This is a genomic window from Paeniglutamicibacter sp. GQ140 (assembly GCF_059759235.1).
Window position 1 is genome coordinate 111,023 of the sequence record NZ_JCAXDW010000010.1, and the last position, 26,541, is coordinate 137,563.

Genomic DNA, 26,541 nt, shown 5'->3' on the forward strand with positions numbered 1-26,541 from the left:
GAACGGGACGTTTTCCCCTAGCCCCGGAACTTTGCGACAATGAAAAGGTGAGCCGTGCATCGCTGGAAAAGCGCCCCGAAGAAGTCCAAGCCATGTTTGATGATGTTGCCCCGCGTTATGACGTGATGAACGACATCCTGTCCATGGGCCAGACCCGCCGATGGCGAAAGATCGTTGTCGATGCGGTGGGTGCCAAGCGCGGCCAGCGGGTCCTTGATCTGGCCGCCGGAACCGGCACCTCCTCGGAACCGTACGCGGATGCCGGCATCGGCGTTGTCGCGTGCGATTTCTCCCAGGGCATGCTCAAGGTCGGCAAGCGCCGCCGACCCGACATCGACTTCGTCGCCGGGGACGCCACCAACCTCCCCTTTGCCGATGACAGCTTCGATGCCTCCACGATCAGCTTTGGCCTGCGCAACGTCAACGAGCCGAAGAAGGCGCTGGCGGAGATGCTGCGCGTCACCAAGCCGGGCGGAACCCTGGTCATCGCCGAGTTCTCCCACCCGACCTTTGCCCCGTTCCGCACCGTGTACACCGAGTACCTGATGCGCGCCCTTCCTCCGGTGGCCAAGAAGATCTCCTCGAACCCCACCGCCTATGTCTACCTGGCCGAGTCCATTCGCGCCTGGCCGGCGCAGGACGGGCTGGCCTCGTGGATCGAGGACGCGGGCTGGGAATCATGCCGCTACCGCAACCTTTCCGGCGGCATCGTGGCGGTGCACCGGGCCACCAAGCCCCTGGCCTAGTCCCGCAGCGCGGGCCGCCGCCCGGCGTCCGACCTGCCAGGATCCCGGCACATTGGATGGCCGGGCAATGAATGGCGATAGAGTGATCCATGTACTAGAGCAGCTGGTGCCTACCGACCAGCACCCAGAATCGGCCACGTGCCGCGGCTGGAGCCGACCGTCGAGAGATAGTAAGTCTTAGAACAGTGACCGATTCCCAGACAAACTGGACAGCTGCCGGACACGGCGTGCACGACTCCTTTGATTTGAACCCCGAGACCGGCGTGCTGGCCGCGGCCGTCAACCTCCCCGGCGGCTTCGGCCTGATCGCCCAGGACCCCGAGTTCGGCCCGGCCATCGCCACCGGCCTGGCCAAGGTCGAAAAGCTGTTGCGCGACGCCATCGCCAACTCCGACCCGCTCATCGATGCCACCAGCCGCCACCTCGTCGAGGCCGGGGGCAAGCGCATCCGGCCGCTGCTGGTGATCCTCACGTCCTTGCTGGGCGAGGGCGTGACAGAGGACGTCATCAAGGCCGCCGCCATCGTGGAATTGACCCACTTGGCCACGCTCTACCACGACGACGTCATGGACTCCGCGCCGCTGCGCCGCGGTGCACCCACCGCCCACGAGGTCTGGGGCAACTCCGTGGCGATCCTCACCGGCGACCTGATCTTCGCCCGCGCCTCGGTGATCGGCGCCGAGCTGGGCCCGGAGGCGGTGTCCATGCAGGCACGCACCTTTGAGCGCCTCTGCCTGGGCCAGTTGCACGAGTCCGTGGGGCCGCGCGAGGGCGACGACCCGATCGAGCACCACCTGAACGTGATTTCCGACAAGACTGCATCCCTGCTGGCCACCTCCGGGGCCTTCGGCGCACTCTTCGGCGGCGTGGGCCAGTACGTCGAGGTGCTGCGCTCCTATGGCGAGAAGGTCGGCGTGGCCTTCCAGGTGGCGGACGACGTCATCGACGTCACCGGCGCGCAGGTCCGTTCGGGCAAGACCCCGGGCACCGACCTGCGCGAGGGCGTTCCGACGCTGCCGATCCTGCTGATGCGCGATGCCGCCGCCGGCGGTGACAAGGATGCGGCAGCGGTGCTGGAATTGGTTGACGGCGATTTGACCGAGGATGCGGCCCTTGCCCGTGCCGTTCAGGCAGTTGCGGGAAACCCCGCCACCACGCAGGCCTGGGATGTTGCCCGGCACTGGGCCGATGCCGCCATCGAGGCCCTGGCCCCGTTGCCGGAGGGAACCGTCAAGGAGTCGCTGGCGGCGTTTGCCGATGCCGTGGTGACACGCGAACTCTAGGGCAGGCGCATAGACGACAACTAGAAGCTGAACCTTTCGGGGCGTTCTCCCCAAAGGTTCCCCTCGCCAAGGGCCGCCCGCAACTGGGCGGCCTTTTGCGCGCGCTGCTCCACCGGGACGGGGTGTCGCAGGTGCCCGTAGAGGTTGTCGTCCGGGAAGCGCGGGAAGACATGCTGGTGGTAGTGCCACACATGCTGGTTTCCGGCAGGCTCGTTGTGCTGCCGGGTGCTGGTTCCCTCGGGGTTCCAGGCCAGCTTCATGGCCAGGGCGATGCGCCTGGTTTCGAGCATGATGTTCGCCGCCACCTCGTCGGGCAGGTCGTAAAGGGCCTCGTGGTGGTCCGCCGGGATGACCATGGCGTGTCCGCCGTAGGGGCCGAAGCCGTCGCACGCCATGATGACGGCGACGGACTCGGTGCGGTAGATCAGGTCACTGGGCGCGCATCGGTTGCCCGGGGAGAGCACTCCGCCGGCGAGCAACTCGCAAAACGGGCAGAGGTAGCCTTGCGGAGCGTGCGATTTCCACAACCCGTCCATGAACGATGGTTAGTTGTTCAGTTCGGGGGATAGTTCGTCAAAAACCCAGCTGAACATGTCCAGGACGTATTCGCTGAAGGTTCCTTCTTCGCTCTTCCAGATGCCGCGGGCGTTCTGGCGGCGGTACACAATCGGGTCGGGGACCTCGAGCTGGTCCACGCGGATGCCCCACACGTACTTTTCCTCTTCGTCCTCCAGGAACAGGAGATAGCCGTCCTCGACCTCCAGCTCGTCGGGATCGAAGAAGTAATGGTACGCCTCCATCAGGTCCTCGCAGCCGCCCAATGCCAGATAGAACTCTCGCAGCACCAGCGGGATGGGGGAGGGGACCAGGGACAGGGCGTCGTCGAGCTCGGACTCGGTCAACCCGTCCTCAACCTGCCACTCGTCCTCAAGGTACAACGGAACCAGCGAACGGAACTTCTCAAGGAACATTTCAGCCATGTCACCCATTCTATCGGGCGGGGTGCTAGTTCAAGTCCATGGCCGTGAGCGCGAGCCACAATTGCACGCGGTCGGCCGTTTTCGTCGGGTCGTAGCCGGAGAGCTCGCTGATCTGCTGCAGCCGGTAGCGGACGGTATTGCGGTGCAATCCCAGGGCATCGGCCACGGCCCCGACGCTCCCGTCGAGTTCCAGGTAGCTGCGCAATGTGCCCAACAACTCGGCAGAGTGCTTCTTGTCAAAGGCCTGCAGCGGTTCCAGGGCCTCCTGCGCCAGGGCATGCAGCGGCACGTCGCGGGCCGCGAGCAGCAGGGAAGTCAGCGAGAGCTTGGAGGGGGTGTTCAGCCGTTCGCCGTGGCGCAGCGCCTCGATGGCCTCGAAGAAACTCCAGCGCAGGCCGTTGGGCTGGGTGTAGCCGCCGCCGAAACCGACGCGCGCCCCGATGCCCGCCCCCTGCAGGTACTTGTCGATCCCGTCGGCCAGTGGCGCTCCGTCGTGCAGCGCCACGACCAGCGCGAGCCTGTCATCGACGATGGCCGAGACCGCGTAATCGAATTCCGGCGGGACGGGCAGGGTGCGCAGGGCCTTTTCCTGGCCCGGAGCCGCTGCCACCAACACGACCGAGTGCGGCTGGCTGGGTGCCACGCCGATTCCCTGCAGCCTGGCGTTGGCCTCGGAGCCCGTGAGCGTTCCTGCCAGGAGGTCCGAGAACGCCTGCCCTGCGACCAGCCGCGTGGATTCGCGCAGCCGCGACTGGTTGGCCAGTTCCAGCCCGATCAGGCCCTGGGCGTAGTCCACGAGGCCGTCGTGCCCGTAGGGCTCGGCCAGGTGCAGGGTGCACTTGTCCCGCAGTCCGGTGGCGATGGGCACCTCGTGCCACGAGTCCTCACCCAGTTCCGGCCCGTGGATCCGCGCGGCGAACTGGGTCAGCGCCACCGCGGTCCCCAGCATGCGGGAGAGCTCGTGCAGCATGGCCCGCAGGCCGCCGGTGAGCAGCGTGGAGGCCAGCTGCTGGTGGCCCTTGAGCAGCTGCTCGAGCCGCTGCAGGTGGTCGGCGTTCAGCGCATCGGCAATGAGCTTGGTGATGGCCATGAACGGTGTTTCGTAGGGAACCTCGAAGACCGGCAGGCCCAGCTCGGTCGCCTCGCGGATCACGGCGGCGGGCACGGAGCGGTGGCTCAGCCCGGTCCCGTACCCCAGGGCCAGGACGCCGGCCGCATGAACCGTCCGAACAAACGACTCCTGGTTGGCGATCGTGGTCTGCCGCAGGCCCGTGGTGAGCACTATGGCCCCGGTGGTGAGGAAGGGGGAAGGGTCGCGCAGTTCGGTGACGGCCGCCCATTCGATGGGGGTCTCACCCACGGCGGAAAAGTCCGTGTGCGCCTTGAGCCCGAGGCTCTTGGACTCTAGAAGTTTCAACAGGGTGATGGCCATGCACCAATACTATGAAAGTTTTTGTGCATTCGTACGACAGAAGGCGGCGGCAGCGGGAGATAAAGCGCGCGGTGACCTGTGGCCACGCTCACCAGTGGGTTAACGTAGGTGCATGACCACAGCATCTTCGGGCGGGACGCCACTGGCGGCACCCGTCGGCAGGGAGACCTTCTCCTCGCGCAAACTCTTCATCCTCTCCGCCATCGGCTCCGCCGTCGGCCTCGGGAACATCTGGCGCTTCCCGTACATCGCGTACGAAAACGGAGGCGGCGCCTTCCTGATTCCTTATCTGGCAGCACTGCTGTCAGCGGGCATCCCGCTGCTCTTCCTCGACTACGCGATCGGGCACAAGTTCCGCGGTTCAGCGCCGCTGGCCTACCGCCGCATGCACCGCGGCGCCGAGGTCCTGGGCTGGTGGCAGGTGCTCGTTTGCTTCATCATCGCCATCTACTACGCGGTCATCATTGCCTGGGCCGCGATGTACACCTGGTTCTCGGTGACGCAGGCCTGGGGCGACGACCCCGGCGCCTTCTTCACCGGCGAGTTCCTCGAGGTCTCCGAGACGGTGAACGTCGGCTTCAACTTCGTGCCGGGTGTTTTCTGGCCACTGCTGCTCACCTGGGTTGCCGTCATCGGCATCATGGTCGCCGGCGTGCGCAAGGGCATCTCGCGGGCCAACGGCTTCTTCCTGCCGCTGCTCGTCGTGATGTTCGTGTTGCTCGTGGCCCAGTCGCTGTTCCTGCCCGGGGCCATCGACGGACTGAACGCATTCTTCACCCCGAATTGGGCCGCACTGGGAGATCCCAGCGTGTGGGCGGCAGCCTACGGACACATCTTCTTCTCGCTCTCGGTGGCCTTCGGCATCATGATCACCTACTCCTCCTATCTCAAGCGCAAGACCGACCTGACCGGTTCGGGCATGGTCGTCGCGTTCTCCAACTCGGCGTTTGAAATCCTCGCCGGCATCGGTGTCTTCGCGGCCCTGGGCTTCATGGCGTTCACCGCGGGCTCGACCGTGGGCGACGTCGCGGTGCCCGGCATCGGGCTCGCCTTCATCGCCTTCCCGACGATCGTTTCGGAGGCGCCGTTGGGTGGGCTGATGGGCGTGCTGTTCTTCGGTTCGTTGGTATTCGCGGGTATCACCTCGCTGATCTCCATCCTGGAGGTCATTGTCGCCGCGGTGCAGGACAAGTTGGGCTGGCCGCGCGTGAAGGCCTCGCTGGCAGTGAGCATCCCGGTGGCGTTCATCTCGCTGCTGCTCTTCCCGACGGCCACCGGCCTGTATCTGCTTGACACCTTCGATGCCTTTGTGAACAGCTTCGGCATCCTGGCCGGCGCGCTGGTTGCCGTGATCCTGGTTGCCTGGTTCCTGCGCAAGCTGCCGATGCTCTCGGACCACCTGAACAGGGTCTCCTCGGTGCGCATGCGCTCCGTCTGGATCGCCTTGGTCGCAGTGGTGGCCCCTGTGGTGTTGGGCTACATCCTGATCAACGAGTTCATTTCCAAGATCGCGACAACTTACGAGGACTACCCGACCTGGTTTGTCGGGGTCTTCGGCTGGGGCATGGCCGCCGCGCTTGTTGTCGTGGCCGTGGTGCTCACTCTCATCCCGTGGAGCTCCAAATCCAAGCTGCACCACGATCCCGAATACGCGGCCCTGATCGCCGCGGAAGAAAAGGAGGAAGGACGATGACTCCCATCGCAATCACCTTTCTGGTGATCTCCATCCTGACCGTGTGGGGCGGGCTGGGGCTCGCCCTGGTCAACCTGTCCCGGCACCCCGAGGACGAGGGCCACCTGCCCGAGGAGATCGCCCCGGAGCTTTAGCCAACACGACGTGTAACCACACGTCAGCCCCTTGACCGGCCCGGTGCGGCGGCAGGAACTTCCTGCCGCCTCACCGGGCCGGTCGTGTGTGAGGCCGGCGCCCGGGCGGCCTGTGCATTTGCACTGGAATCCGGGATTCCGACTGTGCCAATTCCACTGGCGGGCGCTGTGGCGCGCGGCATAGGCTACTGGGTAGTAGAGACCACCAACACACCGGGTTCCAGGGTGCCCCGGTGCCCGGACCGCAACGGCCCCGGCACCGGCAGCCAGGTCCGGGAAAGGACTGAACCTTCATGGACATCACCTATCGCATCGAGCAAAAGCGACACATCGGCGGCGCATTCCCCGGGCCCAAGTCGGCGGAGCTCGCGGCCCGCCGCGCCAACGCCGTCGCACTGGGCGTGGCATCTGCCATGCCCGTCTACGTGGCGGACGCCGACGGCGGGATCATCGTGGATGTCGACGGCAACGCCATCATCGACCTGGGCTCGGGCATCGCGGTGACGTCGGTCGGCGCGTCCAACGAAAAGGTCGCGGCCGCGGTTGCAGCGCAGGCCGCCCGCTTCACCCACACCTGCTTCATGGTCACCCCCTACGAGGGATACGTCGAGCTGGCCGAAAAGCTCGCCGAGATCAGCCCGGGCACCCACGCCAAGAAGGCGGTCTTCTTCAACTCCGGCTCCGAGGCCGTCGAAAACGCCATCAAGGTGGCCCGGGTGGCCACCGGACGCACCGCGGTGGTCGCCTTCGACCACGCCTACCATGGCCGCACCAACCTGACCATGGGCCTGACGGCCAAGGCCGCCCCGTACAAGCGCGGCTTCGGCCCGCTGGCCTCGGAAATCTACCGCATGCCCATGAGCTACCCGTTCCGCGAGGAGAACCCGAACATCTCCGGCAAGGAAGCCGCCGAGCGCGCCATCCTGGCCATGGAAAAGCAGATCGGCGGCGACCAGATCGCGGCCATCATCATCGAGCCGATCCAGGGCGAGGGCGGCTTCATCGTCCCGGCCGACGGCTTCCTCCCCCGCCTGGCCGAGTGGGCCAGGGAACAGGGCATCGTCTTCGTCGCCGACGAGGTGCAGGCAGGCTTCTGCCGCGCCGGTGCCTGGTTCGCCTCGGAGATTGAGGGCATCGTCCCGGACATCATCACCGTGGCCAAGGGGATTGCCGGAGGCATGCCGCTCTCGGGCATCGTGGGCCGGGCCGATCTCCTGGACTCGGTCCACCCCGGCGGCCTGGGCGGCACCTACGGCGGCAATCCGGTTGCGGTTGCGGCGGCGCTGGAGACCATCAGGTTCATGGAAGAGCAGGACCTCTCGGCCCGTGCCCGCGAGATCGAGGGGCAGTTCTTCACCCGCATGCGCAAGCTTCAGTCCGAGGTCCCGGCCATCGGCGACATCCGCGGACGCGGCGCCATGGTGGCCATCGAGCTGGTCAAGGCCGGCGGCATCGAGCCGGACGCCGAGATCACCAAGAAGATCGCCGCCGACTGCCTCGCCGAGGGCGTGCTGATCCTGACCTGTGGAACCTACGGCAACGTCATCCGCCTGCTTCCCCCGCTGGTCATCGGCGACGAGCTGCTGGCCGAGGCGTTCGAGGTCCTCGAAAAGGCCATCCGCGCCAACGCCTAGCCGGTCCCCGGCAGGACCGGGAAGTGGGTCGGCGGGCTGTCCAGTTTCCTGGACAACCCGCCGGCCCGCTTCTTTTTTCGTGCCGCGCCCTAGCCGACCTTGACCGGCACGATGCGGCGGGGCAGGCGGGCCATGTCGATGCAGAGCAGGATCACCGCGACCCAGACCAGCGAAAAACCGATCAGGCGTTCGGGGGGCATGGGTTCCTTGAAGACCACCAGGGCCACGATGAACTGCAGGATGGGGGCCAGGAACTGCAGCGTTCCAATCGTGGTCAGCGGCAGGCGCCGCGCGGCCGCCCCGAAGAGCAGCAGCGGCACGGCGGTGATGATTCCGCTGGAGGCCATCAGCCAGAAGTGGGCGGGCCCGGAGGAAAGCACCGTGTCGGTGTTCGTGGCCACCAGCCACGCCATGAACCCGAGCGCCGGGAGCGCCAGGATCGCCGTCTCCATGCTGAGCGAGGTCAGTGCGGTGGCGGTGCGGCCCACCCGGTTTTTCACGAAGCCATAGAATCCAAAGGAGAACGCCAGGACCAGCGCAACCCAGGGAACGTTGCCGTAGGCAAACGACAGCGTCGTGACGGCGGCCAGGCCGAATCCGATGGCCACCCACTGCAGCGGGCGCAGCCTTTCCTTCAGGAAGACCACGCCCAGGGCGATCGACACCAGCGGATTGATGAAGTAGCCCAGCGCCGCCTCCGCCGCGTGCCCGTTGAGCACCGCATAGGTGTAGGTCAGCCAGTTCACCGCGATGAGGACCGATGCCACGGCGAGGCGTGCCATCGCCCGGCGGTCGCGGCCCAGCGCGGTGAAGCGGCGCCAATTCCGGGTCGCCAGCAGCAGGACCGCACAGAACACCACCGAGAAGACGATCCGGCCGGCGACGATTTCCAGGGGAGAGGCGATGGAAATGGTGAGGAAGTACAGCGGCAGTATTCCCCACAGGCCGTACGCGCCCAGGCCCTGGAGCAGCCCGGCATGGCGTTCGTTTGCGGGGGCGCTCGAAGCCGCGGTGGTCGTCGTTGCCGGGGAGGGCATCTGGGTCATGGTCGCTTCAACCGCGTTTGCATGGTTTCCATTCCGGGTGTGCGTGTCCGCGGGGCGTTCACGCTGGTCGGTGTCGGCCGTGGGCCGGAGTCAGGCGCCGTGCCCGGCACGGGTGCCGGGCGTCGCGCCGGGGCGCAGCCTGCGTCGCAACCGAGCCTATCGCGCGCCGGGTGCCCGGGATGACGGGCCCGTGGGGCCCCCGCTGCCGGGCGCCCGATTCGCGCGGGTCCGGCCCCGGGGAGGGTGAGCATGCCCACACCGGTTCACGTTTAGTGGCCGCGGCCAATTAGACTAGCGTGGCGTGCGCTATTTGCGCGCCCGAATGATCATTCTCCGGAAGGAACCCCTCGTGTCCGATTCAGCAGTTCGCCCGCTCCGTGTCGCCATCATCGGGGCAGGTCCGGCTGGCGTCTATGCTGCCGACATTCTCACCAAGGCGGAGCGTGAATTCGAGGTAAGCATCGACCTGCTCGATGCCTACCCCGCTCCCTACGGCCTGATCCGCTACGGCGTGGCCCCGGACCACCCGCGGATCAAGGGGATCGTCAATGCCCTGCACAAGGTCCTTGACCGGGGGGACATCCGCTTCCTGGGCAACGTGACCTACGGACGCGACCTGACGCTGCACGACATCCGCGACATGTACGACGCCGTCATCTTCGCCACCGGCGCCATCAAGGACGCCCGCATGGACATCCCGGGAATCGACCTCGAAGGGTCATTCGGGGCCGCCGACTTCGTCTCCTGGTACGACGGACAGCCAGACGTGCCGCGGACCTGGCCGCTCGAGGCCAAGCAGATCGCCGTCCTGGGCAACGGCAACGTCGCCCTGGACGTGGCGCGCGTGCTCTCCAAGCACGCCGAGGACCTGCTGGTCACCGAGATCCCGGAGAACGTCTTTGAGTGCCTGAAGGATTCGCCCGTCACCGACGTCCACATCTTCGGACGCCGGGGACCGGCACAGGTGAAGTTCACCCCGCTTGAACTTCGCGAACTGAGCCACAGCCGCGACGTCGACATCGTGCTCTACCCCGAGGACTTCGAGTTCGACGAGGCCTCCGATGCGCTGATCAAGTCCAACAACCAGGTCAAGACGATGGTCAACACGCTGACCAACTGGATCGTCGAGGAACAGGACACCGGCGCCTCGCGCCGCCTGCACCTGCACTTCCTGCACAACCCGATCGAGGTCACCGGCGAGGATGGCAAGGTCACCGGAATCAAGTTCGAGCGCCAGGAACTAGACGGCACCGGCAATGTCAAGGGCACCGGGGAATTCATCGACTACCCGGTGCAGGCGGTGTACCGGGCCATCGGGTACCTCGGCTCCGAGCTGGCCGAGCTCGAATTCGACGAGAAGCGCGGCGTCATCCCCAACGAGGGCGGGCGGGTGCTTGACGCCGCCGGCGCGCACGTGCCGGGCCTCTACGCCACGGGTTGGATCAAGCGCGGACCCGTGGGCCTGATCGGCCACACCAAGGGAGATGCGCTGGAGACCATCGGCAACCTGCTCGAGGACCGACTGTCGCTGCCGGTTGCCTCCAACCCCGACGAGGACGCAATCATCGAGCTGCTGGAGTCCCGCGGCGTTGAATACACGACCTGGGACGGCTGGAAGAAGCTGGACGCGCACGAGATTTCCCTGGGCGCGGCGGCCACCCCGACGCCGACCTCCAACGGCCCGGTGGACCGCGCCCGCATCAAGGTTGTCGAACGCGAGGAAATGGTCAGGATCTCACGGGGCTAAGCTATAGGTGGGCAGGGGCCCGTATTTTTCGAAGTAGCGGAAAATACGGGTCCCTGTTCTTGCTTAACGGCGAAGCGGCCCGGCCTCCCGCAGGAGACCGGGCCGCTTCACCGGTGGCGGCCGGAGCCGGAGGCCGGTTAGGCCTTGCCGGCCATTTCGGCGGCGCCATCGGTCGAGCCCGCAACGCCGGCCGCGTAGGCCTCGCGCAGGATCGCGCCGAGGTTCGCATCAACGTTGGTCCAGTACTGGAAGAAGCCTTCGCGGATGGACTCGATGCTGATGCCCTGGCACTGGCCCAGCAGGGTCGCGTGGAAGCGTTCCTTGGCAGCTGCATCGTAGACCTCGCGGTACAGGGTGCCTGCCTGGCCGAAGTCGTCGTCCTCCGAGCGCAGGGTCTGCGCGGCGCGAACCATCTCGCCGTCGGTCTCCCAGCCGCCCTCGCCGGCACGTTCCGGCTGTGCCGCCGGGCCGCCGAAGGAGTTCGGGGTGTAGACGCGGGCGTCTGCGTCGTTGAAGTGGTACTGCATGGAGCCCTCATGCATGTAGTTGTTCACCTTGGCCGCGTGCGGCTGGTTGACCGGCAACTGGTTGTAGTTGGTGCCGATGCGGTTGCGCTGGGCGTCCGGGTAGGAGAACACGCGCGCCATCAGCATCTTGTCGGGGCTGATGTCGATGCCCGGGACCAGGTTAGAGGGCGAGAATGCCGCCTGCTCGATCTCGGCGAAGAAGTTGCGCGGGTTGCGGTTCAGCGTGAAGTGGCCAACCGGGATCAGCGGGTAGTCCGCGTGCGGCCAGACCTTGGTCATGTCGAACGGGTTGAAGCGGTAGGTCTTGCCCTCTTCGTACGGCATGATCTGGACCTTGACGTCCCAGGTCGGGAAGTTGCCGGCCTCGATGTTGTCGAACAGGTCGCGGCGGTAGAAGTCGGCGTCGGAGCCCGCAAGCTTCTCGGCCTCTTCGTTGGACATGTTGTGCACGCCCTGGCGGGAAATGAAGTGGTACTGCACCCAGAACCGCTCGCCCTCGGCGTTGATCCACTGGTAGGTGTGCGAGCCGTAGCCGTTCATTTCGCGCCAGGAGGTCGGCAGGCCGCGGTCGCCCATCAGGTACGTCACCTGGTGTGCGGACTCGGGGGAGTGGGTCCAGAAGTCCCACTGCATGTCGGCATCGCGCAGGCCGGAGGCGCCCAGGCGCTTCTGCGAGTGGATGAAGTCGGGGAACTTAAGCCCATCGCGGATGAAGAACACCGGGGTGTTGTTGCCCACGACGTCGTAGTTGCCCTCGGTGGTGTAGAAGCGAAGTGCGAACCCGCGCACGTCGCGCCAGGTGTCCGGGGAGCCCTGCTCGCCGGCCACGGAGGAGAAGCGCAGCAGCGTCTCGGACTTGGCGCCCGGCTGGAAGACGGCCGCGCGGGTGTACTTCGAGACGTCCTCGGTGACGGTGAATTCACCGAAGGCCCCGCCGCCCTTGGCGTGCGGGTTGCGCTCCGGCACGCGCTCGCGGTTGAACGCGGCAAGCTTCTCGACGAGGTAGCGGTCGTGGAGGGCGGTGATGCCGTCCGGGCCGGAGGTCAGCGAATGGGCATCGCTGGCAACCGGGGCGCCGCTCTGGGTGGTGGTGAAGTTCTCGCTCAAGAGATTCTCCTTCTTCATGTGGGTTGGTAACTCTTCTGCCGGATTTCCGACGGGCGGCTAGGCCGCGCCGGTTTTCCTGCAGTTTTCACAGATGCCCTGGTAAAGGACATCGGCAATCTGGATTTCCATGCCGTGGCTGTCCGACGGGGTCAGGCAGGGGGCGTGGCCCACCGCGCATTCCACATCTTCGATCCTGCCGCAGCTGGTGCAAATGGCGTGATGGTGGTTGTCGTTGACGCGGGTCTCATAGAGGGCCGCGGAGTGCGGGGGAGTGAACCGTCGCAACATGCCTTGTTCCGTCAGATCATTAAGCACGTTGTAGACGGACTGGATGGAAACATCCGGCAACGCCCGGTGGACCGCGGTGACAACTCTCTCCGCCGAGGAGTGCGGATGGTGCTCCAGGGCCTCGAGCACGGCAAGGCGGCCGCGGGTGACCCGCAGTCCAAGTTCCCGCATCCGTGCCGAATAGTCCATGTGATCCATTCCACCGTCTTATTTTGAATCTGTCAAGATAAGGGTCGGCGTGTTGCGGCCGCTGTCGCTAGACTCGATCCGTGGCCCGACTCCTTGCCGACCTGACCCCCTTGCGCGAAAGCCCCGCCTTCAAGAGGCTGTGGATCGGCAATGCCCTCTCGGCTGTCGGCGGACAACTCACCCTCGTGGCGGTCAGCCTCGAGGTCTACGCCCTGACGGGCTCCAGCCTCTACGTCGGCCTGCTGGGCGCCTTCGCGCTGGTGCCGCTGGTGCTGACGGGCCTGTACGGCGGTTCCATCGCCGATGCCCATGACCGCCGCAAGGTCGCGCTGGCCTCGGCGCTGGTGCTGTGGGCCGCCACGGCCGCCATTGCTGCCCAGGCCTGGCTGGGCGTGGACAACGTCTGGGTGCTCTATGGGCTGGTGGCCGTCCACTCCGCGGCCGGCGGCATCAACCAGCCCACCCGGGGGGCCATCATCCCGGCCATCGTCGGGCTCAAGGCCCTGCCGGCGGCCAACTCGCTGAACATGGTCACCTTCGGCATCGCCCAGATGGTCGGGCCGTTGCTCGGCGGGCTGCTGGTTGCCCAAATCGGGTTCGGCTGGACCTACTCCATCGATGTGCTGACCTATGGCGCCGCCGTGTGGTCCGTCTACAAGCTGCCCTCGCTGCCGCCTGAGGGAACGCCGGCGAAGGCCGGGCTGCGGTCGGTCATCGAGGGGTTCAGGTTCCTGGGCACCCAGCCCAATGTCCGCATGACCTTCCTGATCGACCTGGCGGCCATGGTCCTGGCCGCACCCCGGGCGCTGCTTCCCGCCATCGGGGCCGTGCTGATCGGCGGTGGCGAGCTGACCATGGGCGTCCTCCTGGCGGCGACGGCCATGGGTGCCTTCCTGGCGGGACTGTTCTCCGGGCCCGTGGGACGGATCCACCGCCACGGCGTGGCGGTGTTCATCTGCGTCTGTGCCTGGGGAGCGAGCATCGGCCTCTTCGGTGCCGTCGTCATCCTGGCCGCCCGCAGCCCGGTTCCGCCCGACGGCACCGCCGGTGCCTGGATCTGGCCGGCCGCGGCATGCATGGCGTTGGCCGGCGTTGCCGACGCCGTTTCCTCGGTCTTCCGCACCACCATCCTGCAAACCGCCACCCCGGATCACCTGCGCGGGCGCCTGCAGGGGGTTTTCATCGTGGTGGTCGCCGGCGGGCCGCGGCTGGGGGAAATGCTCTCCGGTTCCGTCGCCGGCGGCATCGGCGAAGGCTGGACGCTACTTCTCGGCGGGATTGCGTGCATTGCGGCCGCCGCCGCACTGATGCGCTGGGAGCCCGGGTTCCTGCGCTACGACGCGCGGGAACCGAAGCCCTGAGCGGTGCTCCCGGCGGGAACAAAGCACGCTCCCAGACACGTTCACTAGACTGGACCCAACAATCGGCACGACGCGGCCGAACCGTACCCCGAGGAGAGAAACACAGTGCACAATCACAACAACGGCCTGAAGACGGCGGGGTTGCTTGGCGGCATGTTCGCGCTGCTGCTGGCCATTGGTGCCCTGCTGGCGTCCGGGACCGGAAGCAGCAGTTTTATCTGGATCTTCGCCCTCATCGGCGTGGCAACGACGGCCTACGGTTACTGGAATTCCGACAAGCTGGCGATCCGCTCGATGCAGGCCTACCCGGTCACCGAGGCGGAACAGCCTGCCATGCACCGGATCGTTCGCGAGCTCTCCATTGCCGCCCAGCAGCCGATGCCGCGCCTCTATGTTTCCCCGACCAACGCGCCCAATGCCTTCGCCACCGGACGCAACCCGGAAAATGCCGCGGTGTGCTGCACCGAGGGCATCCTGCACCTGCTCAATGAACGCGAGTTGCGCGGGGTGCTGGGCCACGAGCTGATGCACGTCTACAACCGGGACATCCTCACCTCCTCGGTGGCCGCGGCCGTTGCCGGTGTCATCACCTCGGTGGCGCAGATGATGCTCTTCTTCGGAGGCGGCGACCGACGCAACTCCAACCCGATCGCCCTGATCGCCATGTCGCTGCTGGCTCCGCTGGCCTCGACCGTCATCCAGATGGCCATCAGCCGCACCCGCGAATACGATGCCGACGAGGACGGGGCCAAGCTGACCAACGACCCGCTGGCACTGGCCTCGGCACTGCGCAAGCTCGAGGGCGGCGTGCAGCGTGCCCCGCTGCCGGCCGACGACCAGCGCCTGGTGAACACCTCGCACCTGATGATCGCCAACCCCTTTGCAGGTGCCCGGAAGCTCTTTGCCACGCACCCGCCGATGGACGACCGCGTGGCCCGGCTGGAAAAGATGGCGGGCCAGTCCCTAGGCTACTGACGGTAGCCCGCACCACCACGGAACCCAAGCAACGGTCCCGGGCCTTGGCCCGGGACCGTTTTTCGTGTCGCATCAACCGGCCGTCCCGGCGGGTCACCCGGATCGCCTGCGTCGCGCCGCCGACGATCCCCTTTATTTCCGCAGGGTTCGCACCCACAATGGATCCAAGCGGGCAACAATCCCGCCGCGGCTTTCCGTCTGACCCGTCCGTGACCCACCCACACCCGAGGACCCCATGAAAATCGCTCGCCCGCTCCGGTTCACGGCGGTACTGTCCGTGGCGGCGCTGTCAGTCACCGGCTGCACCGGCACCACCCCCGAGGCTGATGGGGAGGGGCCCATCCAGGTCACCAGCAGCGAGGACTCCTGCACGCTCTCCACTGCGACCGCACCCGGCGGAACCGTCACCTTCAACGTGAAGAACGAGGGCAACCGGGTCACGGAGTTCTACCTCCTGGCCGAGGACGGGCTGCGCGTCATTGGCGAGGTGGAGAACATCGGCCCCGGACTGACCCGGGACCTGATCGTGGTGGCACCGGAAGGAAAGTACGTCACCGCCTGCAAACCCGGAATGGTGGGCGACGGCATCCGCGCCGACTTGGTGCTCAGCGCCGCACCCGAGGGGCAGAACATCAGCACCGACCGGGCGGAGAAGCAGCGGCAGGCCGTCACGCTGTACGCCGCCTACGTCAAGGACCAGGCCGGGCAGCTGGTGACGGGCACCGGGGAATTCGCCAAGGCCTTCACCGACGGGGACACGGCCACCGCGAAGGAGCTGTACCCCGTGGTGCGCATGCACTGGGAGCGCATCGAACCTGTCGCCGAATCCTTCGGCGACCTCGACCCGATCCTGGACGCCCGCGAGGCGGACCTGGAAGAGGGACAGGAGTGGACGGGCTGGCACCGCGCCGAGAAGGACCTCTGGCCGCCGGCCACCGGATACAAGGCGATGAGCGACGCCGAACGCTCGGAGCTGGCCGCCAAGATGGTCGCCGACACCGGGGAACTCTACAAGCGCACCCGCGAGCTGACCTACACCCCGGACAAGCTCGCCAACGGCGCCAAGGAACTGCTCGACGAGGTCGCCACCGGGAAGGTGACCGGCGAGGAGGAAATCTGGTCGCACACCGACCTCTGGGATTTCCAGGCAAACATCGATGGCGCCCGCATCGCCTACGAGGACCTCAAGCCGCTGCTCTCCGATTCCGACGCGGAATTGGACGCCTCGCTGCAGCAGAAATTCGACGAACTGCAAAAGCTGCTCGACCAGCACAAGGTGGGCGAGGGATTCGTGTTCTATGACAAGCTCAACCGGGCACAGGTGCAGGAACTCAGCGCCGCGGTCGACGCGCTGGCCGAGCCGCTGTCCAGGCTGACCGCCGCCGTGGTGAAGTAGGGACAATGCGCAGCAAGGCCAGCGCCACGGCGGGTACCGGGGGAGATCACGTGGCTCCGGAGGAAGGGTCGGGGCGGGCCTTGCCCAGCAGGCGCTCCCTGTTGGTCGCGGCGGGGGCCGGCGGGCTCGGGGTTGCCGCCGGTGCCCTGGGGCACGCCAAGCTCGGTGCCGCCCAGGAGCCCGCCGGCGACGTCGTGGCATTCCATGGCCCCCACCAACCCGGCATCGCCACACCGGCGCAGGATCGCATGCACGTCGCGGCCTTTGACGTCACCGCCGAGAGCCGGCGGGAGCTCATTGCCCTGCTCACCGAATGGACGGCAGCCATCGAACAGCTGATGCGCGGCGCTGACGTGGGGGAGTCCGGGGCCACCGGGGGCAGCTACGATGCGCCGCCGGAGGACACCGGCGAGGCCCTGGGCCTGTCGGCGAGCCACCTGAGCATCACCGTGGGCTTTGGCCGCAGCCTCTTCGCGGACGCGCACGGCCCGCGGTTCGGGTTGGAGGGAAGGATTCCCGCGGCGCTGATCGCGTTGCCGCACTTCCCCGGCGATGCATTGGAGGAAGCCCGCAGCGGGGGAGACCTCGTGGTCCAGGCCTGCGCGGATGACCCGCAGGTGGCGGTCCATGCGGTGCGGAACCTAGCGCGCATTGCCTTTGGCCGGGCGCGGGTGCGGTGGTCCCAGATCGGTTTTGGCCGCACCTCCTCGACGTCCACCGCACAGGCCACCCCGAGGAACCTCTTCGGCTTCAAGGACGGCACGGCAAACCTGAAGGCGGAGGAGCAAAAGGCCCTGGACGAACACGTCTGGGTCGATGGCGCCACCGGCGCTGAGGCGTGGATGAACGGCGGCACCTACATGGTGGCGCGCCGTATCCGCATGCACATCGAAACCTGGGACCGGACGTCCTTGCGCGAACAGGAAAACATCTTCGGCCGCACCAAGCGCGAGGGTGCACCGCTGTCCGGCGGCACTGAATTCTCCAAGCCGGACTTTGCCATGGCGGGGCGCGGAGGGCCAATCATGCCGGTGGATTCACACGTGGCGCTGGCCCACCCCTCGGCCAACGGCGGCGTGCAGATGTTGCGCCGCGGCTTCAACTACACCGACGGCTCCGATGGCCTGGGCCGCCTGGATGCGGGTCTGTTCTTCATAGCGTTCGTGGTGGATCCGCGCACGCACTACGTGCCGATGCAAAATGCCATGGCGAGGAACGATGCGCTCGTTGAATACCTGAAGCACACCGGGTCCGGGCTCTTCGCCGTCCCGCCGGGGGTGCGGGAGGGCCAATATCTCGGGCAGGGCCTGTTTGGCTGATGGCTGCCGCGGTGCCGCACCTAAAGCAACGGGAGGCCGTCACCTCTGGTGGTGACAGCCTCCCGTTGTCCGCGGCGGAGCCGCACGATCAAGAACTTCGCTTAGCGGAAGTTCACGAACTGCAGGTCTGCTTCCTCAAAGCCGCGCAGCAGCGTCATGGTTGCCTGCAGGTCGTCGCGGGACTTGGAAGACACGCGAAGTTCGTCACCCTGGATGGTGGACTTCACACCCTTGGGGGCCTCGTCGCGGATCAACTTGTTGATCTTCTTTGCCACATCCTGGGCGATGCCTTCAACGATCTCGGCCTCGATGCGGTATTCCTTGCCCGAAGCGAATGGTTCTCCGGCTTCCAGGGACTTCAGTGAGATGTTGCGCTTGACCAGCTTGGACTGGAAGACGTCGAGAACCGCCTTGACGCGTTCCTCGGAGTTTGCCTTCATGAGGATCTTTTCGCCGCTGAAGTCAATCTCGGCGCCGATGCCCTTGAAGTCGTAGCGCTGGACTATTTCCTTCTGCGCCTGGTTCAGTGCATTGGACACTTCCTGGCTGTCAACCTTGCTGACAACATCAAAAGTTGAATCGCTCGCCATGTGAGCCTCCTTGGGTAGTGATTGTGCTTTGCCTACAAGAGTACCGGGGCGCCCCAAATGCCCGGAGGAACCATGTGCTGACGCGCCGTCGAACCCTCGATTTGCACTCTTGGGAAATAGTCGGGTAGAGTTTCTACTCGTTCCGAAGGGAACAATTCGGCAGATTACCCGAGCGGCCAAAGGGGGCTGACTGTAAATCAGCTGGCAACGCCTTCACTGGTTCGAATCCAGTATCTGCCACCGAATGAACAAAGCCCGTGTTCAAATCCACAAGATTTGAACACGGGCTTTTTCGTGCCCGGACCGCGTTGCTGCAGGTGGGGGCCTGATTGGAAGTCGGGCGGCGGGCTTCGTTCCGGAATGTGACCCACTCAACATCCCTAAGTCGGGCGATGCCCACCACCCAAGATTCATGCGGCCAACTTCTCGCTCATCGGGACCACATAGATGTCCCAGAGCAACATGATGGAATCGCGCGGGGCCGACAACACTGCGTGATAGTGCGCCCACTGCCATTCCGTCGCCCCGTTGTCTTCCCTCGGCCTGGGAGGGCAAGAGCCGGGGGTGAGCCACCGCTTGCCATTCCAGATGGCCTGCAATGGCCCAACGGCAGTGGCCGCGGCCGTGGTGTCTTCCAGCGGGCCGGGAAATGAAACCCGTTCCTGGATCCGCAGTGCGGGGGCAACCGCAAAAGGCGTGGATTCAACGATGGCCAAATCCATGGGCAGTGCGTCGACGTAGCGCTCCGCGAGCAGCATTCCTTCGGAGAGGGCCTTCCGCCCGGATTCCCCGGTCGTAATCAGCAACAAGGTGCAGCGTGTCATATCCGAGTTGGCAGCCGACCCGCATCCGTCTCTACGCGGTCCGGGTCAGGATGCATCCTTCCTGTTATCCGTGGCGCCCGCTGTTTCCCCCTGGGAACGGGCCTGGCTGGCGAACCGGATGGGACCACAAGACCCGCGCTTCGCCCGATGCTTTGGTGGATGGCTGCCTCCTTGGTCGGCTGTGGCATTTCCTTGAGCATACGGAGGCGTGCGCATGGATGGGGGCTGCCGGAATAGATTGTGGATAACTTGTTGCCCGTGGTCGTGACGGGGAGGTGAAAACGGCGTGGGGAAGCCAAAATCCGAGTGCCGACTGCGGCGACTCCTGCTTCACGCGGTACCGTTGGTATATGGCTACTATCAATATCACCGAGTCTGAGTTCACGACGACGTTGGAAGAAAATGACATTGTCTTCGTGGATTTTTGGGCGGCGTGGTGCGGACCCTGCCGCCAATTCGCCCCGGTCTATGACGACATTTCCGAGAAGTACCCCGATGTGAAATTCGCCAAGGTGGACACCGAGGCCGAACAGGGCCTGGCACGCGCCGCGAACATCACCTCAATCCCGACGCTGATGGCCTTCCGCGACAAGGTGCTGGTCTTCTCGCAGCCCGGCGCGATGAACGCCTCGCAGCTCGATGACCTGGTTGTGGCCGTCAAGGGCATCGACATGCAGCAGGTGCACGCACAGATCGCCGAGCAAGAGGCCCAGGCCCAGTAGCTTTCTCCCCGGCGCCCTAGCGGCGCCGGTGGTCCATCGGCGCCAGGCGCGGGCCAAAGGCCTGCTTGCGGTGCCCGGACAACCCGATCAAGCGCACCACGCGCTGGCGATGCCCGGAGAAGGGTTCCAGCAACTTGAGCATCCCGGCGTCGTCGACCCGGCGTCCGGTGAGCACCTGCCCGACGAAGGCGGCGAGGTGGAAATCGCCCACCGAGACGTGGTCCGCGGCACCATGGGTGCGCTGCGGGACCTCGGCGATGCTCCACGGTCCCACGCCGGGAAGCGATGCCAGCGCCGCGGACAACGTTCCGGCACCCATGGTGTTCTCCCGTCTGGCCCCCAGCTCCAGCAATGCCCAGCGCTCGAGGGCGGGGGCCGCCACGGCGGCCCGGAGCGCTGTGGCCGAACGCTTGGAATCAACGCGGGCCTGGTGCCACTGCCACGGTTGCAGCGAGCGGACGGCCGCCGGCGTCGGCGGCAGGCGCATGCCGGACGGGGCGGGGCCCGGGGGCAATTCGCCGACGGCCAGGCAGAGGTAGCGCCAGGCGAAGTTGGCCTCGAGCACCGTGACTTTCTGTTCCAGGATCGCCGGAAGCAGGGCATCGAAGATGCGCCCGGTGGAGGGGAACCGCAGCCCCGGATTGGATTTCCGGCTGCTGGCCACGACCGGGTGCAACCGAACCCTGGTTTCCGGGGAATCGAAGGTGCTCCAGTCGTCATAGGCCCCCAGCAGGTGCAGGCCGCGCTCCACCGCGTGTGCGGATCCCGGGCCCCAGGCCCTGAGCAAGACTTCCGCATGCAGTCCCACCGAACGGGTGGCCAACAGGGTGACCGGACCGGCAGGGGTGTGGAAACACAACCATGCACCCGTGTCCCCGACCCGGGTGGCCGGGTCCCCGGCGCCGCGTTGCAGGATGCCCAGGGACTGGCGCAGGGAATAGGGCCCGTGCGGCCTCCAGGAGGCCTGCGCGTCGCATGCCGGCAACGGGGTCGAAGGGGTAAGGGGCATGCATCCATACTCTCATCGGCACCGGCCCTTCCAGCGCATGAAGAATCACTACGAACGGCGTCGGGAATGTGACGGGGCGCCGGTAGAGTGAGCGCCATGAAGTATGCGCGCACAGTCCTGGACCTGATTGGGAACACCCCGCTGGTCAAGCTCAATTCGGTCACCGCCGGCATCGAGGCAACCATCCTCGTCAAGCTGGAATACCTGAACCCCGGCGGGTCCATCAAGGACCGGATCGCCCTGAAAATGGTGGAAAACGCAGAGGCCGACGGGAAGCTGCTTCCGGGCGGCACCATCGTTGAGCCCACCAGCGGCAACACCGGGGTGGGACTGGCCATGGTCGGCCAGCTCAAGGGCTACAAGACCATCTTCGTGACCCCGGACAAGGTCGGGGAGGAAAAGCGCGACGTGCTGCGCGCCTATGGCGCCGAGGTGGTGGTGACCCCCACCGCGGTGGCCCCCGATTCCCCCGAGTCCTACTACGGCGTTTCGGACCGCCTGGTGCGCGAGATCCCCGGGGCGTACAAGCCCGACCAGTTCTCCAACCCCGCGGCCCCGGAGAGCCACTACGAGTCCACGGGTCCGGAAATCTGGAACGACACCGACGGCACGCTGACCCATGTGGTCATCAGCGCCGGCACCGGCGGCACCATCACCGGCACCGGGCGCTACCTCAAGGAAATCTCCGCCGACCGCTCCTCCGGCCCGGTGAAGGTCATCGGCGTCGATCCGGACGGCTCGGTCTACTCCGGCGGCACGGGCCGCCCCTACTTCGTCGAGGGCGTCGGCGAGGACATGTGGCCGGGCAACTACGACCCGGCGGTCCCCGACGAGGTCATCGCCGTGACCGACGCGGACGCATTCGCGATGACCCGCCGCCTGGCCAAGGAAGAGGGCCTGCTGGTCGGGGGTTCCTCCGGCATGGCGGTGGTCGCGGCACTGCAGGCGGCCAAGGACCTTCCGGCGGCGGCAGTGGTCGTGGTGATCCTGCCCGACGGCGGGCGCGGCTACCTGGGCAAGATCTTCAACGACTCCTGGATGCGCTCCTACGGCTTCCTGCGCGACGACTCGGCGGACACCGTGGGACAGCTGCTCGCGGCCAAGCCGAAGGACCTGCCGGACCTGGTCCACACGCACCTGAAGGAGACCGTCCGCGACGCCATCGGCGTGATGAACGAATACGGCGTCTCGGCCCTGCCGGTGCTCTCCGCCGAGCCCCCGGTCCGCCTCGGCGAGGTGCGCGGCTACATCGACGAGCGCACGCTGACCGAAAAGCTCTTCCGCAACGAGATCGCCCTGACCGACCCGGTGGGCCCGCTGGTGACCACCGCGCTGCCGCTGATCGGCATCCACGAAACCATCGACCGCGCCAAGGAACGGCTCTCGGAGCACGACGCCCTGCTGGTCACCGACGACGGGGCCGCGGTCGGGGTCATCACCCGCCACGACCTGCTGACCTACCTCACCCACTAAGAAAGTTGGCTCCCAGACATGACTGAGAACATCCCAGGATTCAACACCCGCGCCGTGCACGCCGGGCAGGAATTCGAGCCGCGCACCGGGGCCGTGGTCCCGCCGCTGCACTTCTCCTCGACCTACGCCCAGGACGGCATCGGGAACCTGCGCGCCGGCTACGAGTACGGCCGCGGCGGCAACCCCACCCGCGACGCCCTGCAGGAACAGCTGGCCGCGCTGGAGAACGGCACCCACGCCTTCTCCTTCTCCTCCGGCCTGGCCGCCGAGGACTCGCTGATCCGCGCGCTGGCCGAACCCGGTGACCACATCGTGCTGGGCAACGACGCCTACGGCGGGACCTACCGGCTGATTTCCAAGGTCCTGGGCGGCTGGGGGATCGGCAACACGCCGGTGGACATGTCCGACCACGAGGCGCTGAAGGCGGCCGTCGCGGCAAACAAGACCCGCCTGGTCTGGGTCGAGACGCCGTCGAACCCGATGATGCGCATCTCCGACATCGCCGCCATCGCCGAGATCGCCCACGCCGCCGGCGCCCTGCTGGTGGTGGACAACACCTTTGCCTCCCCATACCTGCAGCAGCCGCTGGATTTGGGCGCGGACGTCGTGGTGCATTCCACCACCAAGTACATCGGCGGGCACTCCGACGTGGTCGGCGGCGCCATCGTGGTCAAGGACCCGGTGCTGGCCGAGGCCATCGGCTTCATCCAGTTCGCCGTCGGCGCGGTCTCCGGCCCGATGGACGCGTTCCTGACCACCCGCGGCCTGAAGACCCTCGGCGTGCGCATGCGCACCCACTCGGAAAACGCGATGGCCGTGGCCCAGTGGCTGGCGCAGCGCCCCGAGGTCGAGGCCGTGCACTACCCGGGCCTCGAGTCGCACCCGGGCCACGAGCTGGCCAAGGCGCAGATGCGCGACTTCGGCGGCATGGTCTCGGTGCAGTTCACCGGCGGCGAGGACGCGGCGCGCATCGTGGCCGAGGCCACCCGCGTGTTCACCCTGGCCGAGTCCCTGGGCGGCATCGAGTCGCTGATGAACTACCCCTCGGAAATGACCCACGCCTCGGTCAAGGGCACCGAGCTGGCGGTGCCGGTGAACCTGCTGCGCCTCTCGGTGGGCATCGAGGACGTCCAGGACCTCATCGCGGACCTCGACCAGGCCTTCGCCAAGCTGTAGGCAGCGGGCCGAAACCAAACGGGGGCCGCGCGCCGGGGGAGCAGTTCACCCCCGGGGCGCGGCCCCGTCCTCTGCGCCCGCCTACTCGGGCACGACCTTGCGCGGTGCCACGACGGGGGTGCGGGTAGCCGCGTCGTATTCCATGACCTGTTTCCCGCCGATCCACACGCGCAGGGCCCGGGACATCACATCCAGCGGGTCCCCGCTCCACAGCACCAGGTCCGCATCCTTGCCGGTCTCCAGCGAGCCCAGGCGGTCGGCCAAGCCCAGCACCCTCGCCGGGTTCAGGGTGATCGCCCGCAGCGCGGTCCCGGGATCCAGGCCCTCCTTCACCGCCAGCGTGCACTGGTGGACCAGGAAGTTGATCGGGACCACCGGGTGGTCGGTGATGATCGAGATCTCGACCCCGGCCTCGGCGAGCCGGCGCGGGTTGGCCAGCGACCGGCCGCGCAGCTCGACCTTCGACTTGGTGGTGAACAGCGGGCCGATGAGCACCGGCACCTTCCGCTCGGCGACCACGTCGGCGACGACGTGGGCCTCGGTGCCGTGGTCAAGGACCAGCTCGTAGCCGAACTCGGCGGCCAGGCGCAGGGCCGTGGCCACGTCGTCGGCGCGGTGGCAGTGCTGGCGCCACGGGATCTCCCGGCGCAGCACCATGCCCAGGGCCTCGAGCCTCGCATCGCGCTTGGCCGGGTCGTGGGCGGCCAGGTAGTCCTGTGCCTCGATGAACGCCTGGCGGATGACCATCGCGGTGCCCAGCCGGGTGGAGGGGGTCTTGTCCTTGGCGCCGTAGATGCGCTTGGGGTTCTCACCGAGGGCGGACTTGATGCCGCTGGGGGACCGCAGCACCATCTCGTCGATCCAGCGACCGTGCGTGTGGATGGCCGCGGTCTGCCCGCCGATCGGGTTCCCCGACCCGGGGTTCACGTTCACTGTCGTCACCCCGCCGGCCAAGGCGTCGTCGAAGCCGGAGTCAAAGGGGTCGATGGCATCCAGGGCGCGGACCGCCGCCATGTTCGGGTCGGTCATCTCGTTCACGTCCGACCCGGCCTCGTGCTCGCCCTCCGGGTGCATGCCCAGGTGGACGTGCGCATCGATGAACCCGGGCAGCAGCCACGCGCCTTCGGCATCAAAGACGGGAGTGTCCTCGGGGATCGGCAGATCGGGACCCAGCGCGGCGATCGCCGCGTCCTTGACGATGAGGCTGCCGGTGAAGTTCTCCCCGGAGATGGGCACGATGAACGCATTGGTGATGGCAAAAGTACTCATGAAGGCACTCTTCCATGGATTGCCGCCCGCGAACACGCCCGGGCCGGCAAGCGGCGGTTCAGCCGGCGTTTTCCCGCTTGCGGCGTTGGCGTTCGGCCTTGCGCTGCGCGCGGGCGGCCTTGGATTGCGGGGCGAAGTACTTCACGGTGCCGGGGCTGAAAAGCAGGGCGACTCCCACCAGCAGCAGCGCGCCGAAGATGCCCACCCGCACGCCGCGGGTCAGCAGCGGGACACCCACGATGACCCCGCACCAGATCAGGGACATCCGGCCGGCGAGCTTCCCGCGCCAGAGCTGGAGGGTGCAAAAGCCGATGACCAGGCCGAGGCCCACCAGTGCGATGCCGGCGCCCCAGAAGCCGGGGGCCTCGTTGCCGGGGCGCGCGGTTGCATTGAGGAAGAAACCGCCGGCGAAGGCCACCGCGGATAGCGCGGCGGCGGTCCACCACCAGCGGGCGACACGCAGCGAGGTCGGGAGCGCCGATTTCACGTTCTTCACTCGGCGGCCACGGGATTGTTTTCAGGCTTCTCCATGCACCGCAGGTTACCGGAAGAACGCCGCAGTGCGGATTCCGTGGCGCGCCGGGGGAGGTTCTGCACCTTGCCTTATAGGATTTATCGCATGAGTATTTCCCCCGAACCCGGCCGCCCCGAAACAGTGCCTGTCGCCACCGGCACCCTGGAGGCGGTCTGCGTTGTCCATGCGCTGAAGCCGGATGCCGGCCCCGTGGGCACCACCGCAATCGACAAGCGGCCGATCGACGGCCCGGTCAAGGTGCGCAAAATGGGGCTGTACGCGGATGTACAGGTGGACCGGGAACACCACGGCGGCCACGTCCAGGCCGTCTACGCGTACTCGCAGGCCGAGGCCGGTCGCTGGGGCGGGGAACTGGGCAGGGAGATTCAGGCCGGCCTGTTCGGGGAGAACCTGCGGGTCTCCGGGATCGACACCACTGACGCGGTCGTGGGGGAGCGCTGGGCCATCGGCAAGTCGGTGGTCCTGGAGGTCACCTGCCCGCGGATTCCCTGTTCGACCTTTGCCCGGCACGTGGGGGAGGAGAACTGGGTGCGCCGCTTCACCGAACGCGGGGATGTGGGCTGTTTCCTGAAGGTGGTCCGGACCGGAAAAATCGGTGCCGGTGACCCGATCGAGGTGATCTCGCGGCCCGAACACGGGGTGCGGGTGCGCGATATCTTTGTGGGGCCCACCCCTGAACAGGCCGAACGGTTGCTGGAATACCAACACGCCAGCGGACGCCCGCTGCCGGCCAAGGTCCTGCGCACGCTTCCGGAGCCCGAAGCGGGGCAGTGACACGTGCGCCAAATGCGCAATCGAGGCACATCATAGACCGGCTGGGAGTGGCGTGTGCGCAACCTCACCGGGATTAAGTCCCCCAAGTTACGCACGGGACGATAGTATTAGGTGTTCACTGTATCCGGCTTCCCTCGCATTCTGCCCAATAATTGAGGCAGGAGCTCGTCGTGTGTGAGCCCGCCAATTGCGTGCGGGTTGTTGCTTTCATAGGGGAGTCGCCGGACCAAAGTGATGCGTCCGATTGTGCTGCGGAACCTCGTTGATACGGGGTCTATTCCGCCCCTATGAATGAGGTAATTCTCCGTGTCT

General features: G+C 66.7%; 25 protein-coding genes and 1 tRNA gene. 15 read left to right on the forward strand and 11 right to left on the reverse strand.

Annotated elements, in window-relative coordinates; all coding sequences use genetic code 11:
- Positions 1 to 47: 47 nt before the first annotated feature.
- Both AC6CHY_RS14510 and AC6CHY_RS14515 read left to right on the forward strand, forming a co-directional pair.
- On the forward strand, positions 48 to 746 hold the full coding sequence (locus AC6CHY_RS14510) for a demethylmenaquinone methyltransferase (protein ID WP_217389354.1): 699 nt from the start codon (positions 48 to 50) through the stop codon (positions 744 to 746).
- A gap of 185 nt (positions 747 to 931) precedes the next feature.
- Positions 932 to 2,029: a polyprenyl synthetase family protein gene (locus AC6CHY_RS14515; protein WP_217389355.1), complete on the forward strand. Its 1,098-nt coding sequence runs from the start codon at positions 932 to 934 to the stop codon at positions 2,027 to 2,029.
- A gap of 20 nt (positions 2,030 to 2,049) precedes the next feature.
- Here the strand turns inward: AC6CHY_RS14515 and AC6CHY_RS14520 are convergent, their stop codons facing one another.
- From AC6CHY_RS14520 to AC6CHY_RS14530, 3 genes are read right to left on the reverse strand one after another with little or no spacing between them, the layout of a single operon-like run.
- Entirely contained in the window at positions 2,050 to 2,565 is a 516-nt protein-coding gene (locus tag AC6CHY_RS14520; protein WP_217389356.1) for an HIT family protein, read from the reverse strand.
- A 9-nt stretch (positions 2,566 to 2,574) separates the two neighbouring features.
- Entirely contained in the window at positions 2,575 to 3,009 is a 435-nt protein-coding gene (locus AC6CHY_RS14525) for a hypothetical protein (protein WP_217389357.1), read from the reverse strand.
- Between the two features lie 25 nt (positions 3,010 to 3,034).
- Entirely contained in the window at positions 3,035 to 4,441 is a 1,407-nt protein-coding gene (locus AC6CHY_RS14530; protein ID WP_217389358.1) for a PucR family transcriptional regulator, read from the reverse strand.
- 112 nt (positions 4,442 to 4,553) lie between these two features.
- Here AC6CHY_RS14530 and AC6CHY_RS14535 point away from each other — a divergent pair, with 112 nt between their 5' ends.
- The 3 genes from AC6CHY_RS14535 to gabT all read left to right on the forward strand — a co-directional run bounded on the left by AC6CHY_RS14535 (position 4,554) and on the right by gabT (position 7,902).
- Positions 4,554 to 6,134, forward strand: coding sequence for a sodium-dependent transporter (locus AC6CHY_RS14535; protein ID WP_498227152.1), 1,581 nt, complete (start codon positions 4,554 to 4,556; stop codon positions 6,132 to 6,134).
- On the forward strand, positions 6,131 to 6,268 hold the full coding sequence (locus tag AC6CHY_RS14540) for a methionine/alanine import family NSS transporter small subunit (RefSeq protein WP_217389360.1): 138 nt from the start codon (positions 6,131 to 6,133) through the stop codon (positions 6,266 to 6,268). Before AC6CHY_RS14535 ends, AC6CHY_RS14540 begins: the two co-directional genes overlap by 4 nt.
- 293 nt (positions 6,269 to 6,561) lie before the next feature.
- Positions 6,562 to 7,902, forward strand: coding sequence for a 4-aminobutyrate--2-oxoglutarate transaminase (gene gabT, locus AC6CHY_RS14545; protein ID WP_217389361.1), 1,341 nt, complete (start codon positions 6,562 to 6,564; stop codon positions 7,900 to 7,902).
- 89 nt (positions 7,903 to 7,991) lie between these two features.
- On the opposite strand, the gene rarD is transcribed toward gabT, so the two are convergent.
- Positions 7,992 to 8,948, reverse strand: a complete 957-nt coding sequence (rarD, locus tag AC6CHY_RS14550; RefSeq protein ID WP_254456144.1) for an EamA family transporter RarD — start codon at positions 8,946 to 8,948, stop codon at positions 7,992 to 7,994.
- A gap of 322 nt (positions 8,949 to 9,270) precedes the next feature.
- Here rarD and AC6CHY_RS14555 point away from each other — a divergent pair, with 322 nt between their 5' ends.
- Entirely contained in the window at positions 9,271 to 10,695 is a 1,425-nt protein-coding gene (locus AC6CHY_RS14555) for an FAD-dependent oxidoreductase (RefSeq protein ID WP_254456145.1), read from the forward strand.
- A 137-nt stretch (positions 10,696 to 10,832) separates the two neighbouring features.
- Here the strand turns inward: AC6CHY_RS14555 and AC6CHY_RS14560 are convergent, their stop codons facing one another.
- Together AC6CHY_RS14560 and AC6CHY_RS14565 are read right to left on the reverse strand one after the other, a co-directional pair.
- On the reverse strand, positions 10,833 to 12,347 hold the full coding sequence (locus tag AC6CHY_RS14560; RefSeq protein WP_418888838.1) for a catalase: 1,515 nt from the start codon (positions 12,345 to 12,347) through the stop codon (positions 10,833 to 10,835).
- Positions 12,348 to 12,386: 39 nt separating this feature from the next.
- Positions 12,387 to 12,815: a Fur family transcriptional regulator gene (locus AC6CHY_RS14565; RefSeq protein WP_498227153.1), complete on the reverse strand. Its 429-nt coding sequence runs from the start codon at positions 12,813 to 12,815 to the stop codon at positions 12,387 to 12,389.
- 71 nt (positions 12,816 to 12,886) lie between these two features.
- On the opposite strand from AC6CHY_RS14565, the gene AC6CHY_RS14570 reads away from it, so the two are divergent.
- The 4 genes from AC6CHY_RS14570 (at position 12,887) to efeB (ending at position 17,857) form a co-directional block, all read left to right on the forward strand.
- Entirely contained in the window at positions 12,887 to 14,167 is a 1,281-nt protein-coding gene (locus AC6CHY_RS14570) for an MFS transporter (protein WP_498227154.1), read from the forward strand.
- 105 nt (positions 14,168 to 14,272) lie between these two features.
- A complete protein-coding gene (gene htpX, locus AC6CHY_RS14575; protein WP_217389366.1) occupies positions 14,273 to 15,142 on the forward strand; it encodes a zinc metalloprotease HtpX in 870 nt (289 codons plus the stop codon).
- Between the two features lie 235 nt (positions 15,143 to 15,377).
- Positions 15,378 to 16,538: an iron uptake system protein EfeO gene (efeO, locus tag AC6CHY_RS14580; RefSeq protein ID WP_498227155.1), complete on the forward strand. Its 1,161-nt coding sequence runs from the start codon at positions 15,378 to 15,380 to the stop codon at positions 16,536 to 16,538.
- A gap of 5 nt (positions 16,539 to 16,543) precedes the next feature.
- A complete protein-coding gene (gene efeB, locus AC6CHY_RS14585) occupies positions 16,544 to 17,857 on the forward strand; it encodes an iron uptake transporter deferrochelatase/peroxidase subunit (protein ID WP_498227156.1) in 1,314 nt (437 codons plus the stop codon).
- Between the two features lie 101 nt (positions 17,858 to 17,958).
- Here the strand turns inward: efeB and AC6CHY_RS14590 are convergent, their stop codons facing one another.
- On the reverse strand, positions 17,959 to 18,447 hold the full coding sequence (locus AC6CHY_RS14590; RefSeq protein ID WP_217389369.1) for a YajQ family cyclic di-GMP-binding protein: 489 nt from the start codon (positions 18,445 to 18,447) through the stop codon (positions 17,959 to 17,961).
- A gap of 158 nt (positions 18,448 to 18,605) precedes the next feature.
- On the opposite strand from AC6CHY_RS14590, the gene AC6CHY_RS14595 reads away from it, so the two are divergent.
- Positions 18,606 to 18,687: transfer RNA gene (locus AC6CHY_RS14595), tRNA-Tyr, on the forward strand.
- A 170-nt stretch (positions 18,688 to 18,857) separates the two neighbouring features.
- Here AC6CHY_RS14595 and AC6CHY_RS14600 read toward each other — a convergent pair.
- On the reverse strand, positions 18,858 to 19,271 hold the full coding sequence (locus AC6CHY_RS14600; protein WP_498227157.1) for a hypothetical protein: 414 nt from the start codon (positions 19,269 to 19,271) through the stop codon (positions 18,858 to 18,860).
- 350 nt (positions 19,272 to 19,621) lie between these two features.
- On the opposite strand from AC6CHY_RS14600, the gene trxA reads away from it, so the two are divergent.
- The gene (gene trxA / locus AC6CHY_RS14605) at positions 19,622 to 19,993 is read left to right on the forward strand and encodes a thioredoxin (protein WP_217389371.1); all 372 of its coding nucleotides are present in this window, start codon (positions 19,622 to 19,624) and stop codon (positions 19,991 to 19,993) included.
- Positions 19,994 to 20,009: 16 nt separating this feature from the next.
- Here the strand turns inward: trxA and AC6CHY_RS14610 are convergent, their stop codons facing one another.
- A complete protein-coding gene (locus tag AC6CHY_RS14610; RefSeq protein ID WP_498227158.1) occupies positions 20,010 to 21,002 on the reverse strand; it encodes a DNA-3-methyladenine glycosylase family protein in 993 nt (330 codons plus the stop codon).
- A 96-nt stretch (positions 21,003 to 21,098) separates the two neighbouring features.
- Between AC6CHY_RS14610 and AC6CHY_RS14615 the strand changes: the two genes are divergently transcribed.
- Together AC6CHY_RS14615 and AC6CHY_RS14620 are read left to right on the forward strand one after the other, a co-directional pair.
- Positions 21,099 to 22,475: a cystathionine beta-synthase gene (locus AC6CHY_RS14615; protein WP_498227159.1), complete on the forward strand. Its 1,377-nt coding sequence runs from the start codon at positions 21,099 to 21,101 to the stop codon at positions 22,473 to 22,475.
- An 18-nt stretch (positions 22,476 to 22,493) separates the two neighbouring features.
- Positions 22,494 to 23,651 (forward strand): cystathionine gamma-synthase, encoded by a 1,158-nt coding sequence (locus AC6CHY_RS14620; protein WP_498227160.1) that lies wholly within the window; start codon positions 22,494 to 22,496, stop codon positions 23,649 to 23,651.
- An 81-nt stretch (positions 23,652 to 23,732) separates the two neighbouring features.
- On the opposite strand, the gene AC6CHY_RS14625 is transcribed toward AC6CHY_RS14620, so the two are convergent.
- Complete coding sequence (locus tag AC6CHY_RS14625; RefSeq protein WP_498227161.1) at positions 23,733 to 24,920, reverse strand: amidohydrolase; 1,188 nt, start codon at positions 24,918 to 24,920, stop codon at positions 23,733 to 23,735.
- Between the two features lie 58 nt (positions 24,921 to 24,978).
- Complete coding sequence (locus AC6CHY_RS14630) at positions 24,979 to 25,416, reverse strand: hypothetical protein (RefSeq protein WP_217389376.1); 438 nt, start codon at positions 25,414 to 25,416, stop codon at positions 24,979 to 24,981.
- Between the two features lie 123 nt (positions 25,417 to 25,539).
- Here AC6CHY_RS14630 and AC6CHY_RS14635 point away from each other — a divergent pair, with 123 nt between their 5' ends.
- Entirely contained in the window at positions 25,540 to 26,229 is a 690-nt protein-coding gene (locus tag AC6CHY_RS14635) for an MOSC domain-containing protein (RefSeq protein WP_498227162.1), read from the forward strand.
- Positions 26,230 to 26,541: the final 312 nt, after the last annotated feature.